Origin of the sequence: Corallococcus caeni (genome assembly GCF_036245865.1) — a bacterium.
In the GTDB taxonomy this organism is placed as follows: domain Bacteria; phylum Myxococcota; class Myxococcia; order Myxococcales; family Myxococcaceae; genus Corallococcus; species Corallococcus caeni.
Genome location: NZ_BTTW01000010.1, coordinates 166577 through 184657 on the forward strand (window position 1 = coordinate 166577; position 18081 = coordinate 184657).

Consider the following 18081-nt stretch of genomic DNA (forward strand, 5'->3'; position numbering starts at 1 on the left):
GAAGTGAAGAGGTGCGCACCGTCTAACGGCGGAAGCGCACCACGCGCACGTCGAAAGCGGGGGCGTCGCCCAGGGCCTCGCGCATCAGCTCCAGCGCGCGGTCCTCGTCGAAGCTCCCGGAGCCCGCGCCGATGATGGGGAACGCCACGGAGCGAAAAGCCTGCTCCCCGGCCCGCGCCAGCGCGTTTCGCACCGAGTCCTGGATGGACCGCGCGGACGCGCGCCAGAGCATGTTGATGCCGGCGACGTGGATGATGCCCTTGAAGGGAAGGCGCCCCGGCCCGGTCACCACCGCCGAGCCCAGGGGCATGGGCCCCACCCGCGCCAGCTCACGGAACGGGGCCGTGCCGCCCCGGCGCTTGATGGCCCCGGACACCCCCTGGGGCAAGAGCAGCCACCAGGGGATGATGTTCCGGTTCCACGCGTTGACGATGGCGTCCACCGGCTGGTCCAGCAGGTCGCCTTCCACCAGTTGCACGGGCATGGCGCGGACTCTACCGCGCCCGCCCAATGACAGACATGGCGCTTACGGCGCCGCGCTCGCCTTGGCAGGCTCCGGAGCCTGCTGCTTGGACGCGCCCGCGAAGTCACCCGCGCGAACGAGGGTGGCCTTGCTGAAGTCCAGGTGCTTGGACAGGGCCTTGCGCACGTCCTCGGCGGTCAGCTTCTGGAGCTTCGCCTCCACGTCCGCGTCGAACGCGAGCGTGCGCCCGAAGTACAGGCCGTTGGACAGCTGCCGGGCCAGGTTCCCATCCTGCGCGCGAGCGGACTGGCGGTACTCCAGGAGGCCCGCGCGCGCCTTGTCCAGCTCCTGCGGCGTGAAGCCCTTCTGCACGGCGCGGGTGATCTCCTCGCGCATGGCGGCCTCCAGCTTCTGCGCGTTCTGCGGCGCGTAGATGGCGTAGGTGACGAACCAGCCCACGGTGTCCAGCTCCTCGGCGGACAGGCTGCTGCCCACGCCATAGGACAGGCCGTCCTGCTGGCGCACGCGCGTGGCCAGCCGCGAGTTGAGGAAGCCGCCGCCCAGGAGGAAGTTGCCCATCATCATGCCGGGCCAGTCCGCGTCGTCGTCGCGAATCTGGAGCAGCTGTCCCGCGAGGAAGTACGCGTTGGCCTTGTCCGGCGTCTCCAGCACCACGGACTTCGGGGCCACGGGCTGGTACGTCCGGGCCACGCGCGCGTACGGCGCCGGGCTCTTCCAGCCATCGAGCAGGCTGCCCGTGAGCGAGGTGATCTCCTTCGCGTCGAAGTCCCCCACCACCGCGAGTTCCCCGCGCGAGGCGCCGTAGAACTGGCGGTGGAAGTCGCGCGCCTGCTCCAGCGTGACGGCCTTCGCGTCGGCCAGGCGCTCGTCCAGGGTGGGCACGTAGAGCGGGTGGCCCTTGGGGTAGTGAGCGCTCAGCACGCGCCAGAACGCGATGCTGCCCTGGGGCTGCGGTTCGCTGCGCTGCGACTCCAGCGAGGCCAGCCGCTCCTGCTTGAGGAGCGCGAACTCCTTCGCGTCGAAGGCGGGCTCGCGCAGCACCTCCGCCACCAGCTTGAGGACCTCCGGGAGGCTCGCGCGAGGGCACTCGATGCCGACGCTGGCGCCCGTCGCGCCGCCGTCCACGCCCACGCGGGCCTTGAGCTTGTCGAACGCGTCCTCCAGCTGCTGCCGGGTGTGCTTCTTCGTGCCGCGCATCAGCATGCTGCCGGCATAGGAGGCGGCGGGCTGCTTGCCGTTCACGGCCTCCGCGGTGCCCCAGTGCAGGTCCAGCGTGAGGTTGACCATCTCGCCGCGCGTCTTCTTGGGCAGCAGCGCGTACTTCACGCCGGACGGCAGCTCACCGCGCTGCACGCGTGACTCGATGTTGGCGGGGGAGGGGTCGAAGGCCTCGCCCTGCGCGACGAGCGCCTTGCCCTGGTAGCCGTCCACCATCTTCGCCACGTCCACCGGGGGCGGCAGCTCCGAGCGGTCCGGCTTGGGCGTGGGCAGGAAGGAACCCAGGGTGCGGTTGGAGGCCTTGAGGTACGCGGCGGCCACGCGGGTGACGTCCGCGGGCGTGACGGCCTCGATGCGGTCGCGGTGCAGGAAGAGCAGGCGCCAGTCGCCCACGGCGGCCCACTCGGACAGGAGGATGGCGGCGCGCTCGGAGTTGTTGAGCAGCAGCTCCGTCTGCTTCGCGAGGTTCGTCTTCGCGCGGTTCACCTCCTCGTCGGTGAAGGGCGTCTTGGAGGACTCCTCCACGGTCTTGAGCAGGCCTTCGCGCACGGGGCCCAGGGGCTGATCCTGCCGGGCCTCCGCGCTGAAGCCGATGACGCCCGGGTCGCGCAGCTGGAAGTTGAACGCGCCCGCGCGCGACGCCTTCTTCGTCTCCACGAGCGCCTTGTAGAGGCGGCCCGACGGCACGTCGCCCAGCACCTGGGTGAGCACGTCGATGGCGGCGAAGTCGGGGTGGGCGCCCTCGGGCACGTGGTAGACGCTGGAGAGCAGCTGGTTGTCGCCCACGCGGCGCAGCGTCACTTCACGCTCGCCGTCCTGGGTGGGCTCCTGGGTGTACGTGAGGGGCACGGGCTCCGCGGGCTTCTGGAGCTTGCCGAAGGTGGACTGCACGAGCGCCAGGGCCTTCTCCGGCTGGAAGCGGCCGGCGATGACGAGCGTCGCGTTGTCGGGGCGGTAGTAGCGCCGGTAGAAGGCCTGGAGCCGGTCGATGGGCACGTGCTCCAGGTCCGCCTTGGCGCCGATGGTGGCCTTGCCGTAGTTGTGCCAGAGGTACGCGGCGCTCATGGTGCGCTTGAAGAGGATGCCGCGCGGGTCGTTCTCGCCGGACTCGAACTCGTTGCGCACGACGGTCATCTCGCTGTCCAGGTCCTTGCGCGCGATGAAGCTGTGGACCATGCGGTCCGCCTCGAAGCCGAGCGCCCAGGACAGGTTGTCGTCCGACGCGGGCAGGGTCTCGTAGTAGTTCGTGCGGTCCAGCCAGGTGGTGCCGTTGGGGCGCGCGCCGCGTTCGGTGAGGGCCTGGGGCACGTTGGGGGTGGTGGGCGTGCCCTTGAACATCAGGTGTTCGAGCAGGTGCGCCATGCCCGTCTCGCCGTAGCCTTCGTGCTTGCTGCCCACGAGGTAGGTGACGTTGACGGTGACGGTGGCCTTGGTGGGGTCCGGGAAGAGCAGGACGCGCAGGCCATTGGGCAGGCGGTATTCGGTGATGCCCTCCACGCTCGCGACGGGGGACAGGGAGGCAGGCTTCGAGGGCGCGCGCGCGGCCGAGGAGGCAGCGGGCCTCGGGAGGGGAGCCGGAGCGGCCCACACAGGCGGGGCCGCCACGAGCAGGACGGCCAGCAGGGCGAGCGGGGTACGACGCGTCATGCGGTCCTCGGGTGCGAAGGAATGGGCACGGGACTTCTAACCGCGCCACCGGGTCCTACCATCCCGACACATCCCGTGCCCTCCGGGCAGGCGTCCACCCAGGAGGGGAGGGTGGACCGTCCCAGGTCCTGTCCCGCGCTTCCAACCTCACAGGTTGTCAGGTATCCTGGCGCGGATCCGCTCCGGAGGCCGAACGCCATGTCATGTCAGAACACCTTGGTAGGAACGCCGCCCATCACCAGGAGGGACGGATTGGCGACGGCGACGGGCGGGGATGTGATGGTGCGGATGCTGCAGGAATTCCGCGAGATGCAGGAGGAGTCGAAGGAGCAGTTCGCGCGGACCGAGAAGGCGCTGAGGACGGTCCACATGAAGTGCCGGGTCCTCTTCCGGAAGACCCAGCGCTTGTCGGATCGGGTTCATGACTTCAGGGGACAGGTCGACGCCTTCTCGCAACAGGTTGGCGCCTTCTCGCAACAGGTTGGCGCCTTCTCGCAACAGGTCGACGCCTTCTCGCAACAGGTTGGCGCCTTCTCGCAACGGGTTGGCGCGTTTGATGGAGAGCTGAATGAATTGCGTGACAACATGGGTGAACTCACCACGCACGTCTCGACCCTGACGCAGGAAGTGCACGGCATCAAAAGCGCGCAGATCCGCATGTTCGGACAGGTGGGCCGCGCGCTGAACCACCTCGCGGATGCTCAGTCGTCTGACCGCAAGCGCATCGACGTCCTGGAGAAGCGCATGGACGAGCCCGGGGAGAACTGAGTCCTCCATGCGCGCGTTCATTCAGGCGTAGATACCCCCGGGCGCCATCGCGGAGCCGGACCCCAGCGCCTCCTCCACCTCGCGGACCTCCTCGGACGTGAGCCGGAAGTTCCCCGCGTGGATGAAGCCATCCACCTGCTTCGCGCTGCGCGCCCCGACGATGGCGGCGGTGACGGCCGGATCCCGCAGCGTCCAGGCAATGGCCGCCTCCGCGGGAGAACGGCCATGCCGCTCGGCCACCTCGCGCAGGCGCTCCACCAGCATCAGGTGATGCGACAGCTTCGGCTCCTGGAAGTCCGCGCTGCGGCGGCGCCAGTCGTCGTCCGGCATCGCCTGGATGCGCTCGCGGGTCATCGCCCCTGTCAGCAACCCGGACGCCATGGGTGAATACACAATCACCCCGATTCCCTGCGCCTGACAGTAGGGCAGCACGTCGTCCTCGATGTCCCGGTGGATGAGCGAATACGGCGGCTGCAACGACGTCACCGGCGCGATGCGCCGCACCCGCTCCAGCTGCGAGACATCGAAGTTGGACACGCCCAGCCAGCGCACCTTGCCCTGCCGCTGCAGCTCCGCCAACGCCGTCCACCCCTCCTCCAGCTCCGCCCCGTCCTCCACCGGCCAGTGCACCTGATACAAATCAATGGCATCCACCTTCAGCCGGCGCAGGGACGCCTCGCACTCCTTGCGCACCGAGTCCGCCGTGAGCCCGCGGCTGACGCGGCCCTGGTCATCCCAGACCATGCCGCACTTGGTGAAGACATACGGCCGTTTGTCCCGGCCCTCCAGCGCCTTCGCGACCACCTCCTCGGAGTGCCCCAACCCATACACCGCCGCCGTGTCTATCCAGTTGATGCCCGAATCCAGCGCGCGCTGGATGGCTTCAATGGACCGCGCGTCGTCCTGCGCGCCCCAGGCGAACGCCCAGCCGCCCCCGCCAATGGCCCACGCGCCGAACCCCAGCGCGGTGAGGTCCATGTCGGAATTGCCCAACCGTCGCTTCCGCATCCCATGCCTCCCGGGGCCGAAAAGAAGAAGCGCGCGGGCGCCCGCCTGCCGCCTGTGGGCCCACGCTCGGACGCCCCTGGTTCCTGTGGGGACGGTGTGCACCGCGGCGGCGCGCGCGCTGGCCCGGGTGCCGGCACGCCCCCCGGCCACCAGGACGGGCGGGCCCTGGCTCCCCGTCCGCCGCCCGTCACTGCACCGCACGCAAGCGTCGTCGGGCGCGCGCGTTGATGGTAGGCCGCCTGAAGGTCGGGGACCGTCCCTCGGGCACGTCGACATCAGGAGTCCTTCCGGATGAAACGCTTCTTCATTGGCGCGCTGGCCTTCATCGGGGCGCTGTCCATCCTCTTCGTGGTGGGTGTGGTGGGGCTGTTGATGCTCGCGGCGTCGAGCAAGCCCGGCGTGCCGTCCAACCTGGTGCTGGAGCTGGACCTGCAGCAGCCGCTGCCGGAGTACACGCTGGACACGTCCCTGGCGGGCGCCTTCGGCGAGGAGCCCACGTCGCTGCGGGACGTGGTGGAGGGGCTGGAGAAGGCCCGCACGGACCCTCGGGTGAAGTCGCTGGTGGTGCGCGTCGGGCAGCCGGGCAGCGCCGCGCAGGTGCAGGAGCTGCGGGACGCGGTGAAGGCCTTCCGCGCGTCAGGCAAGCGGGCGGTGGCGTACGCGGACGGCTTCGGCGAGGCGGGCAACGGCACCGGCGCCTACTACCTGGCCAGCGCCTTCGACGCCGTCTACATCCAGCCCTCCGGCGACGTGGGGCTCACCGGCCTGGTGATGGAGACGCCCTTCGCTCGCGACGCCTTCGCGAAGTTCGGCGTGAAGCCGGAGTTCGGCAAGCGCGCCGAGTACAAGAACGCCGTCAACACCTTCACCGACACGTCCTACGGCCCCCACCAGCGCGAGGCCACGGAGGCGTATGGCCAGAGCCTCTTCAACCAGGTGGTGAAGGGCGTGGCGGAGGGCCGCAAGCTGTCCGAGGACGAGGTGCGCGCCCTCATCGACCGCGCGCCCTTCATGGGCCAGGCGGCCGTGGACGCGAAGCTGGTGGACGGGCTGCGCTACCGCGATGAGATCCACGACGAGCTCAAGCAGCAGGCCGGCGACGGCGCGCAGCTGCTCTACGTGGACAAGTACCTGGAGCGCGCGGGCCGGCCGAACCAGACGGGCACCACCATCGCGCTCATCTACGGGGTGGGGGAGGTCTTGCGCGGCAAGAGCCAGTCCAACCCGCTCTCCGGCGGCCAGGTGATGGGCGGCGACACGGTGGCCGCGGCCTTCCGCAAGGCGGTGGAGGACCCGTCCGTGAAGGCCATCCTCTTCCGCGTGGACAGCCCGGGCGGCAGCTACTCCGCCAGCGACACCATCCGCCGCGAGGTGCAGCGCGCGCGCGAGGCGGGCAAGCCCGTCATCGTCTCCATGGGCACGTACGCGGCCAGCGGCGGCTACTTCGTCGCCATGGCCGGGGACAAAATCGTCGCGCAGCCGGGCACGCTGACGGGGAGCATCGGCGTGTACAACGGCAAGTTCGTCACGTCGGAGCTGTGGGCGAAACTGGGCGTGAACTTCGACACCATCGCCTTCGGGAAGAACGCCACCTTCTCCAGCTCCGACCAGGACTTCACCCCCGAGCAGCGCGCGCAGCTGGAGTCCGAGCTGGACACCATCTACCTGGACTTCACCAGCCGCGCCGCCCAGGCGCGGAACATGCCGCTGGAGAAGCTCCAGTCCGTGGCCAGGGGGCGCGTGTGGACGGGCGAGGACGCGCTGGAGCGCGGGCTGGTGGACGCGCTCGGCGGCTACCCGAAGGCGCTGGAGCTGGCGAAGGAGGCCGCGAAGCTGGAGAAGGACGCACCGGTCCGCATCGTCGTCTTCCCGCGCCCCCGGCCCACCGGGCAGGTGCTGTCGGAGATGCTGGGCAAGCACGAGGCGGACAACAGCGACGACGAAGCCGCCGGCAGCCAGGCCGTCATGTCGTCGCAGCTGCTGGAGCAGGTGCGGGCCGTGTACCGCGTGGGCGCGAAGCTGGGCCTCACGGGGCAGGGCGCGGAGGGGCGCATGCTGTACGCGCCCGTGCCGGACGTGCGCTGGTAGCCCGCGTCAGACGTGCAGGGGGACGGAGCCGCGGCCCTCGTCGGGCCGCACCGGCCGCCCGAAGATGCTGTGGTAGCGCAGCGAGTGCGACGCGCAGCGGTGGCGGCGAGGGTCGAACACGAGGCAGCGGGCCACCGGACCGGCGTAGACGTGCAGCGTGATGCCCGGGGCGTTGCCGGCCAGGCTCACGCGGTGGATGGAGGCGCCCGGGTCGCGGAAGTCCACGTGCCCGGCGCCCACCGGGCCCACCCGCGCCGGAGCCCCCAGCCGCGCCAGGCCGGGCTCCATCCCACCCTCCAGCAGCGGGTAGTTCTCCAGGAGGAACTGGCCGCGCTGGATGCTGAACCAGCACTCCTGGCCGTCATGGTCGTGGACGGGCGAGACCGAGCCCTGGGACCAGCAGTTGACGATGATCTCCAGTCCCTCGTCGCGGTGGATGAGGTTGCGCGTGTAGCGGCCCGGCAGGAAGTGCAGGTAGGGCTTGAGGCTGGACGGCTCCAGTTGGAGCCCCGCCATCTCCGCATCCACCCCCGCCAGTCCCCCGGGAGCGGCACGGCGCGCGCGGAGCATCCGCACGAACTCTCTCAGGCACGCGTCAGCCATGCGTACAGGCTAGGAACGTCTGCGACATCCGGCCACCCCGGGGTCTTCCGGTGAACGTCCGCTTTGTCGTCCCCCCTTCAAGGATTGGAGCGGGGTTCGTTGAAGAACGCAGAAACCTCAGGAAGAAGTGGCCACACGGCGTCTTCTGGGTCCGAGCAGGCAACCCGTACCGACCCGCGCCCCACTTCCTCCGGTTTAGCTGTAATTTTACACCCTCCTGGCGTAGAGGGGAGGGAATGGTGGGCAGGTCGTCCCGGCCGAAGCACGGAGGGGGGCCGGAGGAGAGCGTGCGATGAAGAAGCGTCTGGGGGACATCCTGCTCGCGCGGGGTGTGGTGGATGCGTTGCAGTTGCAGTCGGCGCTGGCGTACCAGCGCAAGTGGGGCGTGGCGCTGGGGCAGGTGGTGGTGGACCAGCGCTTCTGCACCGCGGAGGCGGTGCTGTCCGCCCTGGCGGCCCAGTCCGGCGTGGAGGCGGTGGACCTGGACGCCCAGCCGCTGGACGCGTCGCTCGCGAGGCTGATTCCCTGCAAGCTGGCGGAGGCGCACCGGGTGGTGCCGCTGCGGCTGGAAGGGCAGGGGGTCCGGGAGGTGCTGGTGGTGGCCCTGGCCGCGCCGGCGAGCCTGGCCACGCTGGACGTGGTGAAGAGCGTGTCCGGCAAGGCGCGCGTGGTGCCGCGGCTGGCCACGGACGCGGCGCTGGGGCGGGCCATCGGGCGGCTGTACCGGGGCGAGCCGGCGACGCCGCAGCGCCGTCCCGGGATGGAGGGCTTCTCCCTGCCGGAGTGGGACGAGTCGCTGCCCCTGGTGGTGGGGCAGTCCCTGGCGGAGCTGACGGACATGCCTGCTCCGGAACCTGTTCGGGAACCCGTGCGTGAGCCCGCGCGGGACGCGGGCCTGCCCATGCTGGCGCCCCTGGAGCCCGCGTGGACGCCGGCGCCGGAGCCGCGCGTGACGGTGCGCGAGCAGGTGCTGGTGTACGGCTGGGGCGCGGACGCGGCGGCCGGGCTGGTGCGGGTGCTGGGCGGGGCGGGCTTCACGGTGAAGGTGGCGAGCACGGGCGACGTGTGCACGGCGAGCGAGACGCAGGTGGTGGTGGCGCCGCTGCCCGCGATGGAGGTGCTGGCGCAGCGGCTGCGCGCGCAGGTGCTGGTGGCGGGCAAGACGCCGGAGCGGGACCTGCCCCGCGCGCAGGCGGTGCATGCGCGGGGCTTCGTGGCGGCGCCGGTGGATCCGGATCTGCTGCTGCGCGCCGTGCGGCGGCTGTCGCGCGCCTCCGAGGAAGCGCGCCTCAAGCGCGCGAGCTGAGGCCTCCCGGCGGAAGGTCAGGGCAGCGCGACGAGCCGGGGCATCTCCTCCGCCGCGTCCGGGAGCCACAGCGAGCCCAGCTCCAGGGGGACGGAAGGGAAGGGCTCGGCGCGCACCAGGGCGTCGTCCTCGTGGCTCGCGGTGAGGAGCCAGCCGCGCTTGAGCCGCTGGTAGACCTCCAGCGTGCGCGCGACGGGGTCCACCAGCCAGACGTGGGACACGCCGGCCCGCGCGTACAGGGGCAGCTTGCGGGCCCGGTCCAGCGCGGTGGTGGCGGGGGTGAGGACCTCGCAGATCCAATCCGGCACCAGGGTGAAGAACGCGGCGCCGGGCTCCGGCGGGGCGGCCACGCGCTCACGGCGCCAGGCGGCCAGGTCGGGCACGAGGATGTCCCCGCCCAGGTGCAGCTCCGGCGCGCGCAGGAAGCACCAGCGGCCGTTGCCGCCACGGCGCGGGTCCAGCCGCTCACCCAGCTCCACGCCCATCATGAAGGCCGCGCGCGCGGGCGCCACGGAGAGGCGGGGCGAGGCCACCAGCTCGCCATCGAGGATTTCCCCCACCCAGCCCGACGGCAGCGCCGAGAGCAGGGAGTGGGAGGTGGGTTGAAGCTGCTGGAGTGCCGTCATGAATCCTCGGGGAGCGCCGGTGAACGCGAGGCATTCTAGGGAGGGGTCTGACATGCGGACCGCCGCCCGCGGAGGCACTACTTCCCGATGCAGAAGCGCTGGAAGAGGGTGTCCAGAAGGGCCTCGGAGACGCTCGTTCCGGACACTTCCCCCAGGGCCTCCAGCGCGAGCCCGACCTCACCGGAGAGGACCTCCAGGGTGGACACGCGGGACGCCTCTTCCGCGCGGCCCAGCGCCTCGGCGGTGCGACGCAGGGCGTCCGCGTGCCGCTCGGAGACGAGGGCCACCGCGGAGGGAGTGCCACCGCCCCACAGCCGCGAGAGCACGGAGGTCCGCAGCGCGTCCACGCCTTCCCCCGTGAGGCCGCTGACGCGCGGCGGGGTGGGGGAGGGCAGGGCGGACATCCCGTCAGACGCCGCGTCGCCGAGCGGCGAGGGCACGGCGCTGGCCGCGTTCGTGTCGTCCTCCACGGGGTTCCGCGCCGCGGTCATGACGTCGCACTTACCGGTGACGGTGAGCACGGGCGTGGCGCCGGCCTCGCGCGTCCACGACGCGGCCTCGTCCCGCGAAGTCCCCGGCGGCAGCACGAGCACCGCCAGGTCCACGGCCGCGAGCAGCTCCTTCGTGCGCGCGATGCCCAGGGCCTCCACGCGGCCGGGGGCCTCGCGCAGGCCGGCGGTGTCGTAGAGCGTGACGCCCAGGCCGTCCCACTCGACGCGGGCCTCCAGGGCATCGCGGGTGGTGCCGGGCTCGTCGTCCACCAGCGCGCGGGCCTCGCCCACCAGCCGGTTGAACAGCGTGGACTTGCCCGCGTTCACCGGGCCGTACAGCGCCACGCGCGCGCCCTGACGCACCAGCCGTCCGCGCCCCACCTCCGCGCGCAGCGCCTCCGCGGCGGAGCGCAGCGCGGCGACCCGTGAGCCGGCTTCCGCATCCGCTCCTTCCGCCTCGTCGGGGAAGTTGAGGACGCCCTCCAGGTCCGCGTGCAGCTCGCGCAGCGGCAGCTCCAGCGCGCGGATCCGTTCAGCCAGCGCCCCGGACAGCCCCGCCGCGGCGGCGCGCACGGCCGCCTCCGAGTCCGCGGCCACCAGGTCCGCGACCGCCTCCGCGCGGGTCAGGTCGATGCGACCGTGGAGGAACGCGCGCCGGGTGAACTCACCGGGGAGCGCCGGACGCACGCGCGCGTCCTCCAGCGCCCGCGCGAGCAGCAGCCGCAGGAGCCTCGGGCTGCCATGCGCGTGCAGCTCCACCACGTCCTCGCCGGTGAAGGACCGGGGGGCCTGGAAGTAGAGGAACAGGCCCTCGTCCAGCACCGCGCCCGCCGCGTCCACGAACGACGTCAGGTACGCGTGGCGCGGAGTCGGGGACGCCGGAACCCCGGGCGCGAGCCCGCGCCCCACCTCCAGCGCGGCCGGCCCGGACACCCGGAGGATGCCCACCGCCCCCGCGGCGGGCGCGGTGGCGAGCGCGACGATGGTGGCGGACTCAGGCGTCATGGCGGGGCAGGGGACCACCGGAAGACGGGCGCACGCCCCGCCCCGGAATCCTACCGGGGCCCCTGCGGCGGGGTGGAGCCGCGGGCGGCGCGCTCCACGTCGTCGCGGTGCTGCTCGATGTACTTCTCCACCTCGGCGTCGTCGACCTCCAGGTCGCGCAGCACGCCCGGATAGACGAAGCGGAAGGCCGGGGACTCTTCATCCCCTCGCAGGCGGAAGCTCATCTTCAGCACCGCCGCGCCATACAGCTTGTCTTTCAATCCCTTCGCCTTACCCATTCGCTCCTCTCACGCCCGCCGGCGGCCCCGAGCGGGCACCTGCTCAGGCGTCGACGTCGTCCTCGTCGTCGTCCGGCAGCAGGCTCCGCTTGGGCATCGGGGCGGGCTTCGCCGGGGTGAACACCACGCGTCGGTTGCGGCCTTCACCTTCCGCCGCCACCTTCACTCCACCCACTCCTTCTACTGCCTTCAGGACGCGCGCGCGGTCCTCAGTCTTCATCGCGGCGAACGCATAGAAGCGCCCCAGGCTGGCGGACTTCTCCGCGAGCTTGCGGACGGCCTCCCGGAACGCCGGATCCTCCTCGACCTGCAGCGAGCGCTCGTCCGCCTCCGCGCCCTTCGCGGGAGCCTGTGCCTGAGCGGGCTTCGAGGCCTGCTGCGCCGGCTGCCCACCCCGGGCGTTGCGCTGCTGCGGCTGCGCGGCCGGAGCGGCGGCCGGAGCCCGGGCCGGCTTCTGCGCGGGCGTGGAAGCCGCCACCTGCTCCACGGTCGCGGCCGGAGCGGCGGCCTGGGCCTGGGCCTGGGCCTCGCGGCGCGGCCGGGGCTCCGGGTGCGCGCCCGCGCCCAGCATCACCCAGCGGCGCTCCACGCCCGGGCGGTGGAGCATCTTGTTGAGCAGGAACTGGAGCGAATCCAGCACCTGGCTGCGCTTGCCCGGCTCCACGCCCGGAGGCGGGCCGGACTCGAAGTGGAGCGCCACGGACAGGCTGCCGTCGGTGGCGTCCTGCAGGTCCAGCCGCGCCGGGAACCCCATCAGCCCGAGGATGTCCGTGAGCAGCTTCTCCACCCGGGGGCGGAAGTCCCCGCCGCCCGCCACGCCCTGAGTCCCGCTCACTTGCGTTTGCCTCCCCCGGCGGGCACCACCGCCGGCGTCCCGCCGCCCGTCTGGTTCTTCTTGCGGTCCAGCCACTTGCGCAGGCCCCACTGCTGGCCGATGGAGAGCACGTTGTTCGTGAAGATGTAGAGCGACAGGCCCGCCGGGTACTGCAGCAGCGTGAACGTGAAGATGATGGGCATGACCCAGGTCATGATCCGCGCCTGCGCCGCGTCCATCATCTGCGGCTGCATCTTCTGCGTGATGATCATCGACACGCCCAGCGCCAGCGGCAGGATGTACGTCGGGTCCTTGTAGGTGAGGTCGCGCCAGATGGGGCCGAAGAAGGGCTCGCCGTAGATTTCGAAGCTGTTGCGCAGCGACGTGAACAGCGCGATCCACACCGGCATCTGGATGAGCAGCGGCAGACAGCCGCCCAGGGGGTTCACCTTCGCCTCCTGGTACAGCTTCATGATCTCCAGGTTCTGGCGTTCCTTGTCGTCCGCGAACTTCTTGCGGATCTCATCCATCTTCGGCTGCAGCACCTTCACCGCCTCCATGCTGACCATGGAGCGGTAGGTGAGCGGCAGGAGCACCAGCTTCACCACCACGGTGAGCAGGATGATGGCGACGCCCCAGTTCCCCACGATGCCGTGGAAGAACTTCATGACCGCGAGCAAAATCTTGCAGACCACCGCCCAGATGCCGAAGTCGACGGTGTCCTCCAGCGCCGGGTGGAACGTCGTGGCGGACAGGCCCGCGACGCTTCGCAGCTCCGCGCCGGGCACCGGGCGCAGCAGGTCCGGATCCTTGGGGCCCAGGTAGCCGCCGAAGCGGAACGTGGCCACCTGGCCGGGCTCCACCTTGAGCGGGAAGCCCGCGGACACCTCGCGCCCGGTGGGCGTGGCGGTCAGCGTGCAGTGGCCGTTGAGCGCGCCTTCCAGCGGGTAGAGCGCGGACAGGAAGTACTGCTGGTTGATGCCGAAGAAGGAGATGGGGCCGCGCGTCTCCTCGGGCGGCTTGTCACCCGGAGACAGGTTGTGGAGCTTGTCCTCCACCCAGCACGCGGAGCGGCTCAGGTTGCCCACGCCGCCGAAGAAGGACGGCGCGTGCTCGAACTCCGGGTCGATGGCGCGGCCGTAGTGCACCTTGAGCTCGCCTGTCTGCGCCTGGGCGGAGGTGTTGCGCACCTGGAGGGTGTAGGTGAACTCGAAGCCCTCGCGCGGCCACTGGAGCGTCTTCGTCAGCTCCCACGGGCCCTGGCGGCCGGTGAACGCCACGCTGCCGCCGTTGTCGGAGGGGCCCTCCTGCACGGCGTAGCGGGTGTTCGCCGCCAGCGGTGCGCCGCCTTCAATGGTCACCGCGAGCGGCAGGGGCTGGCCGGGCACCGGGTGCGCCAGGTTCATCTGCGGCGGCGGGGGGATGTCCTTGCCGAAGAGCTTCTCGAAGCCCTCCTTGACGGTGAGCGACTGCTGCTCGCGCATCTTCGTGCCCTGGAGCACGGCGGAGGTGAGGCCGGCGCCCTCGGAGGAGAAGGTGTACTTCACCTCCGGCCGGGCGAAGTCCACGGTGCGCGCGGGCGGGGGCGGGGCCTCCGCGTGGGTGCCCCCGTCCTCCGCGCCCATGCCCGGCGGCGGCACGGCGGCCATGCCCGGGGTGCCCGCGTCCAGCGTGGCCGCGACTTCGACCCCGCCGTCCGTGCCTTCCGCGCCCGGAGGCGGCCCCTTGGGGGCGAAGAAGAAGGTGTAGGCGGCGGTCGCCGCGAAGGAGAGGGCGAGCGCCAGGAGCAGCCGCTTCTGCGAATCGTTGGACTGGGGCGACAGCGGGTCGTTCGTCATGGATTTCCCTGTACCGGCGGCGGACGGCCGGAGGGCGGGCGGAAGCAAACCGTCAGGGGACGGGATCGAATCCACCGGGGTGGAATGGCTGGCAGCGCAGCAGGCGCCAGACGGTGAGGGCGCTGCCCTTCACCCCGCCGTGCTTCTCCAGCGCCTGCATGGCGTAGGTGGAGCACGAGGGGTGGAACCGACACGCCTTCGGCAGCAGCGGCCCCAGGAACCGCCGGTAGAAGCGGATGGGCAGGGCGATGACGAAGGCGAGTGGACTCATGGGGCGGGCTCTTTAGGGGGCACGCGAGGTGCCGGAAAGAGCCGTTGCAGCTTACGGGTGACGCCGTCGAACGCACGGGAAACTTGCGCGAAGGAGGCTTCCTTCGCCGAGGAGCGGACGACCAGGACTACGTCGAGACCGGGGGGCCATTGCCCGCGCTGCTTGCGGAACAGCTCGCGAAGCAGTCTGCGAAGGCGTGCGCGCACCACCGCGTTGCCCACCTTGCTGGAGACGGTGAGCCCTACGCGGGAGTGCGCCCGGTTGTTGCGTTGAACGAGGGCCAGGAGGCAGTCGGACGGAACCTTCTGACCGCCCTCCTGGACCTCCAGGAACTCACGCCGCTGGAGCAGGCGAAAGGCCTTGGGGAAGCGCTCGTCGGTTGCCTGAGGCACCCGCGGCGCCGCTCCCTCGGCCATCGTCCGTGCGTCCAGTTACTTCTTGAACGACGACACCACCAGGCGCTTACGGCCCTTGGCCCGGCGGCGCTTGAGGACATCCCGGCCGCCCTTGGTGGCATTCCGCTTACGGAACCCGTGGGCGCGGTTGCGCCGGATCTTCGACGGCTGGTACGTGCGCTTGGACACAACGACTCCTGAGAGCTGAAGGCAGCGCCTGGACCATCCGGCGCGACCCGTACAGTGGAAAGGGGGCGTCCGTAACCCTATTTCCTGGACAAGTCAATCAAGGATCACCAGCGCCGACCGTGCAGCCCTGCGCTGGGGGGACTTGGCGATCATGTAGGAAAAGGAGGGACGGGGCAAGGAACGGCGAGCGGGTGGTTCCAGTAGAGCGCGTGGATGCGCTCGGTGTCCGCGTCGAAGTCGAACAGGAAGCCGCCGGGCACACGGAGGACCGGGGCCTCCATGTGGGTCTCCCGCGTGAAGGGGATGCCCCGGGCCGTCAGCGCTTCCTCCAGCCGCGGCTTGGTCATCGACGGATCCAGGAACCAGCCCGTGAACTCCAGGCTGGTGAAGGCCCCCACGCCGCTGTCCACCTCCAGGAACCGGAGACGGCCGTCCTCCAGGCCCAGTTGCACGGCGCCGTAGAACCAGCAGACGGTGCCCGGCTCCAACGTGGGCGTCACCTCTTCGGGGACTCCCAGCAAGGCCACCACCGCCTCGGCGCTCATTGAAGGACTCAGCGGCTCCAGGGTCCCGAGCTTCAGCGCCCGCGCGAAGTCGATGGCCACGTGACGGCCCTGGCGGACGTCCTCGAACGCGGTCACCCCCGCGTGCCAGCGCCGGACGTGATCCAGTGCCTCCACCTCCGAAGTGAAGCCTTCGGGAGGGAGCCACGGAAGAGGCAGCTCCTTCGGCGTGGGGCCCAGGTAGTCCTCATACAAGGAGAGCTCGTGCGACGTGTGCTCGCCCGGTGGATCGTGCCGGCGGAGCAGGAACGTGCGTCCCCCGGTCGTCGCCGCGAACAGCGTCCTGCGCTCGTTGATGTTCGCCATGCGTTCATGTCCTGTGCAACGTTGGGTGGATCACGTCAAGGCCGTTCAGGTGGCGCCGCCGCCCACCTCCCGCAACCCATCGGAACGGCTCGCGCCAGGGACAGAAGGCGGATCCACCGGGAGTGATCATCCCCACCCGCCAGGGGGTCCCGCTGATCCGTGCTACAGGCCGGTTCCTTGATCAGCCGGAGAGCGGGTGTTAGCACCGCCGGACGCCCGCTGGTTCTCTTCATCCGCGCCGTCCCCGAGCCTCCGTGTGAACGCCCTCGCCCATTCCGCCCCCACGCCTTCGCTGCCCAGTGCCGGCGTCATCTGGACCCGCACGCTGGAAGCCATCCGCCAGGAGGGCCTGCACTACGCCCTCACCTGGCTGGAGCGGATGCGCCCCATGGAGGTGCGCGAGAACGCCCTGGTCCTGGGCGTGCCCGACCGCTTCTTCCGCGACTGGGTGGATGACCACTACCGCTCCATGCTGGAGACGCACATCGCCCGGCTGGAGCCGTCTCTGGGCCGCGTCGCCTATGAGGTCGTCGTCGGACCTCCGCCGTCCTCGGACCTGCCGCCCACGCCCACCGTCAAGGTGAACTCCATGCGGCCCGCGCGGCTCAACCCGCGCTTCACCTTCGACACCTACGTCGTCGCGGACAGCAACCAGCTCCCCGCCGCCGCGGCGCAGGCCGTGGCCCACCGGCCGGGCCACAACTACAACCCGCTCTACATCTACGGCGGCACGGGCCTGGGCAAGACGCACCTGCTCCAGGCGGTGGGCAACCACATCTGGGAGAAGGACCCCACCCAGCGCATCGTCTACCTCTCCAGCGAGCAGTTCACGAACGAGTACGTGGAGAGCGTGCGCGAGCACCGCATGACGGACTTCCGCCGGAAGTTCCGCGAAGAGTGCGACGTGCTGCTCATCGACGACATCCAGTTCCTGGGCAAGCGCGAGGAGACGCAGAAGGAGTTCTTCTACACCTTCGAGACGCTCTTCGGCCTCAACAAGGCCATCGTGCTCACCAGCGACATGGTGCCCGCGGAGGTGCCCGGCATGGAGGACCGCCTGCGCAGCCGCTTCGCCATGGGCCTCATGGCGGACATCCGCGAGCCCACCTACGAGACGCGCGTCGCCATCCTCCAGAAAAAGGCGGAGCAGGAGGGCCTCAACCTGCCGGACCCCGTGGCGCACTTCATCGCGAAGCACGTGCAGAAGAACGTGCGCGAACTGGAAGGCGCGCTCGTGAAGCTGTCCGCGATGCACAGCCTCACGAAGCAGCCGGTGACGGAGGAGTTCGCGTCCCAGGTGCTGCGCGACATCCTGCCCGCGCAGCGCACCGTGGACGTGGAGGCCATCCAGCGCGAGGTGGCCCGCTTCTACAAGGTCACCGTGGAGGCGCTGAAGGAGGACCGGCGCCACAAGGCGCTCGCGCACGCGCGGCAGGTGGCCATGTACCTGAGCCGGAAGCTGACGAAGAGCTCCTTCCCGGAGATCGCCTCGCGCTTCAACAAGGACCACTCCACCGTCATCTCCGCCGTGCGCAAGGTGGAGGGCCTGCGGGAGACGGACGTAACCGTGCACCGCGACCTGTCGGAGCTGGAGACGAAGCTCGGCGGCATGTAGCCCGCGTCAGTGCGGGGCCGGCTGCGACGGCGCGGACACCTCCTCCAGCGTCCTGCCGCTCTCCTGGTCGCTGAGCTCCGCCGCGATGTCCCCCAGGGCGAGGATGCCCACCAGCCGCTTGTCCCGGTTGAGCACCAGGATGCGGCGGATCCGTGAGGCCCTCATCTTCTGGGCCGCCTGGGTGAGGTCGTCGTCGTCGTAGACGGACTCCACGCCCCGGGTCATCGCCTGGGCCACCTGGGTCCGCTCCATGTCCAGGCCCTGCGCCACCGCGCGGACCACGATGTCCCGGTCCGTGACGATGCCCACCAGCTCGTCGCCGTCACACACGGGAATGGGCCCCACGTTCCGGGCGCGCATCTTCTCCGCGGCGACCCTCAAGGAATCAGACGGGCGGACGATCTCCACGTCCGACGTCATCACGTCACTCACTCGTTGCGTTGCCATGGCGTCTCTCCTTGCGGGGGGTTCCTCCTTCAGCGTGGGCACACGGCTGTCCGGTGACAGGGAGGCGTCAACGGGCTGTCTGTCCATTCCCCCGGGTCTCGGGCATGCTGCGGCTTCATGG

18 protein-coding genes are annotated in these 18081 nt (G+C 70.7%); 4 read left to right on the forward strand and 14 right to left on the reverse strand.

Translation table 11 applies throughout. From position 1 onward, the window contains the following. Window positions 1–22: 22 nt before the first annotated feature. Both AABA78_RS33640 and AABA78_RS33645 read right to left on the reverse strand, forming a co-directional pair. On the reverse strand, window positions 23–484 hold the full coding sequence (locus AABA78_RS33640) for a macro domain-containing protein (protein WP_338269483.1): 462 nt from the start codon (window positions 482–484) through the stop codon (window positions 23–25). Window positions 485–526: 42 nt separating this feature from the next. After that, a complete protein-coding gene (locus AABA78_RS33645; RefSeq protein WP_338269484.1) occupies window positions 527–3349 on the reverse strand; it encodes a M16 family metallopeptidase in 2823 nt (940 codons plus the stop codon). Between the two features lie 252 nt (window positions 3350–3601). Here AABA78_RS33645 and AABA78_RS33650 point away from each other — a divergent pair, with 252 nt between their 5' ends. Continuing rightward, on the forward strand, window positions 3602–4117 hold the full coding sequence (locus tag AABA78_RS33650; protein WP_338269486.1) for a hypothetical protein: 516 nt from the start codon (window positions 3602–3604) through the stop codon (window positions 4115–4117). Window positions 4118–4138: 21 nt separating this feature from the next. Here the strand turns inward: AABA78_RS33650 and AABA78_RS33655 are convergent, their stop codons facing one another. Then, window positions 4139–5125: an aldo/keto reductase gene (locus AABA78_RS33655; RefSeq protein ID WP_338269488.1), complete on the reverse strand. Its 987-nt coding sequence runs from the start codon at window positions 5123–5125 to the stop codon at window positions 4139–4141. Window positions 5126–5416: 291 nt separating this feature from the next. On the opposite strand from AABA78_RS33655, the gene sppA reads away from it, so the two are divergent. After that, a complete protein-coding gene (sppA, locus tag AABA78_RS33660) occupies window positions 5417–7213 on the forward strand; it encodes a signal peptide peptidase SppA (protein ID WP_338269490.1) in 1797 nt (598 codons plus the stop codon). Between the two features lie 6 nt (window positions 7214–7219). On the opposite strand, the gene AABA78_RS33665 is transcribed toward sppA, so the two are convergent. Next, window positions 7220–7816, reverse strand: a complete 597-nt coding sequence (locus tag AABA78_RS33665) for a cysteine dioxygenase (RefSeq protein WP_338269492.1) — start codon at window positions 7814–7816, stop codon at window positions 7220–7222. Between the two features lie 292 nt (window positions 7817–8108). Between AABA78_RS33665 and AABA78_RS33670 the strand changes: the two genes are divergently transcribed. Beyond that, on the forward strand, window positions 8109–9122 hold the full coding sequence (locus AABA78_RS33670) for a GspE/PulE/PilB domain-containing protein (protein WP_338269494.1): 1014 nt from the start codon (window positions 8109–8111) through the stop codon (window positions 9120–9122). Window positions 9123–9139: 17 nt separating this feature from the next. On the opposite strand, the gene AABA78_RS33675 is transcribed toward AABA78_RS33670, so the two are convergent. The 9 genes from AABA78_RS33675 to AABA78_RS33715 form a co-directional block, all read right to left on the reverse strand. Continuing rightward, window positions 9140–9748, reverse strand: coding sequence for a Uma2 family endonuclease (locus tag AABA78_RS33675; RefSeq protein WP_171421362.1), 609 nt, complete (start codon window positions 9746–9748; stop codon window positions 9140–9142). Window positions 9749–9825: 77 nt separating this feature from the next. Next, a complete protein-coding gene (locus tag AABA78_RS33680; protein WP_338269495.1) occupies window positions 9826–11244 on the reverse strand; it encodes a tRNA modification GTPase in 1419 nt (472 codons plus the stop codon). 50 nt (window positions 11245–11294) lie between these two features. Continuing rightward, entirely contained in the window at window positions 11295–11522 is a 228-nt protein-coding gene (locus AABA78_RS33685; protein WP_171421360.1) for a hypothetical protein, read from the reverse strand. Window positions 11523–11565: 43 nt separating this feature from the next. Continuing rightward, on the reverse strand, window positions 11566–12357 hold the full coding sequence (locus AABA78_RS33690; protein ID WP_338269498.1) for a hypothetical protein: 792 nt from the start codon (window positions 12355–12357) through the stop codon (window positions 11566–11568). Then, window positions 12354–14174, reverse strand: a complete 1821-nt coding sequence (gene yidC / locus AABA78_RS33695; RefSeq protein ID WP_338269499.1) for a membrane protein insertase YidC — start codon at window positions 14172–14174, stop codon at window positions 12354–12356. Before yidC ends, AABA78_RS33690 begins: the two co-directional genes overlap by 4 nt. A gap of 52 nt (window positions 14175–14226) precedes the next feature. After that, window positions 14227–14445 carry a membrane protein insertion efficiency factor YidD gene (gene yidD / locus AABA78_RS33700; protein ID WP_120526631.1) on the reverse strand — a complete coding sequence of 73 codons (219 nt, stop codon included), beginning with the start codon at window positions 14443–14445 and terminating at the stop codon, window positions 14227–14229. Then, complete coding sequence (rnpA, locus tag AABA78_RS33705) at window positions 14442–14861, reverse strand: ribonuclease P protein component (protein ID WP_338269502.1); 420 nt, start codon at window positions 14859–14861, stop codon at window positions 14442–14444. The genes yidD and rnpA overlap by 4 nt, the downstream gene beginning before the upstream one ends. A 15-nt stretch (window positions 14862–14876) precedes the next feature. Beyond that, complete coding sequence (rpmH, locus tag AABA78_RS33710; RefSeq protein WP_120526629.1) at window positions 14877–15029, reverse strand: 50S ribosomal protein L34; 153 nt, start codon at window positions 15027–15029, stop codon at window positions 14877–14879. A 149-nt stretch (window positions 15030–15178) separates the two neighbouring features. Continuing rightward, the gene (locus AABA78_RS33715; RefSeq protein WP_338269505.1) at window positions 15179–15898 is read right to left on the reverse strand and encodes a hypothetical protein; all 720 of its coding nucleotides are present in this window, start codon (window positions 15896–15898) and stop codon (window positions 15179–15181) included. 256 nt (window positions 15899–16154) lie between these two features. On the opposite strand from AABA78_RS33715, the gene dnaA reads away from it, so the two are divergent. Next, window positions 16155–17513: a chromosomal replication initiator protein DnaA gene (gene dnaA, locus AABA78_RS33720; protein WP_338269506.1), complete on the forward strand. Its 1359-nt coding sequence runs from the start codon at window positions 16155–16157 to the stop codon at window positions 17511–17513. A 6-nt stretch (window positions 17514–17519) separates the two neighbouring features. On the opposite strand, the gene AABA78_RS33725 is transcribed toward dnaA, so the two are convergent. Beyond that, window positions 17520–17960 (reverse strand): CBS domain-containing protein, encoded by a 441-nt coding sequence (locus AABA78_RS33725; protein ID WP_338269507.1) that lies wholly within the window; start codon window positions 17958–17960, stop codon window positions 17520–17522. Window positions 17961–18081 lie beyond the last annotated feature (121 nt).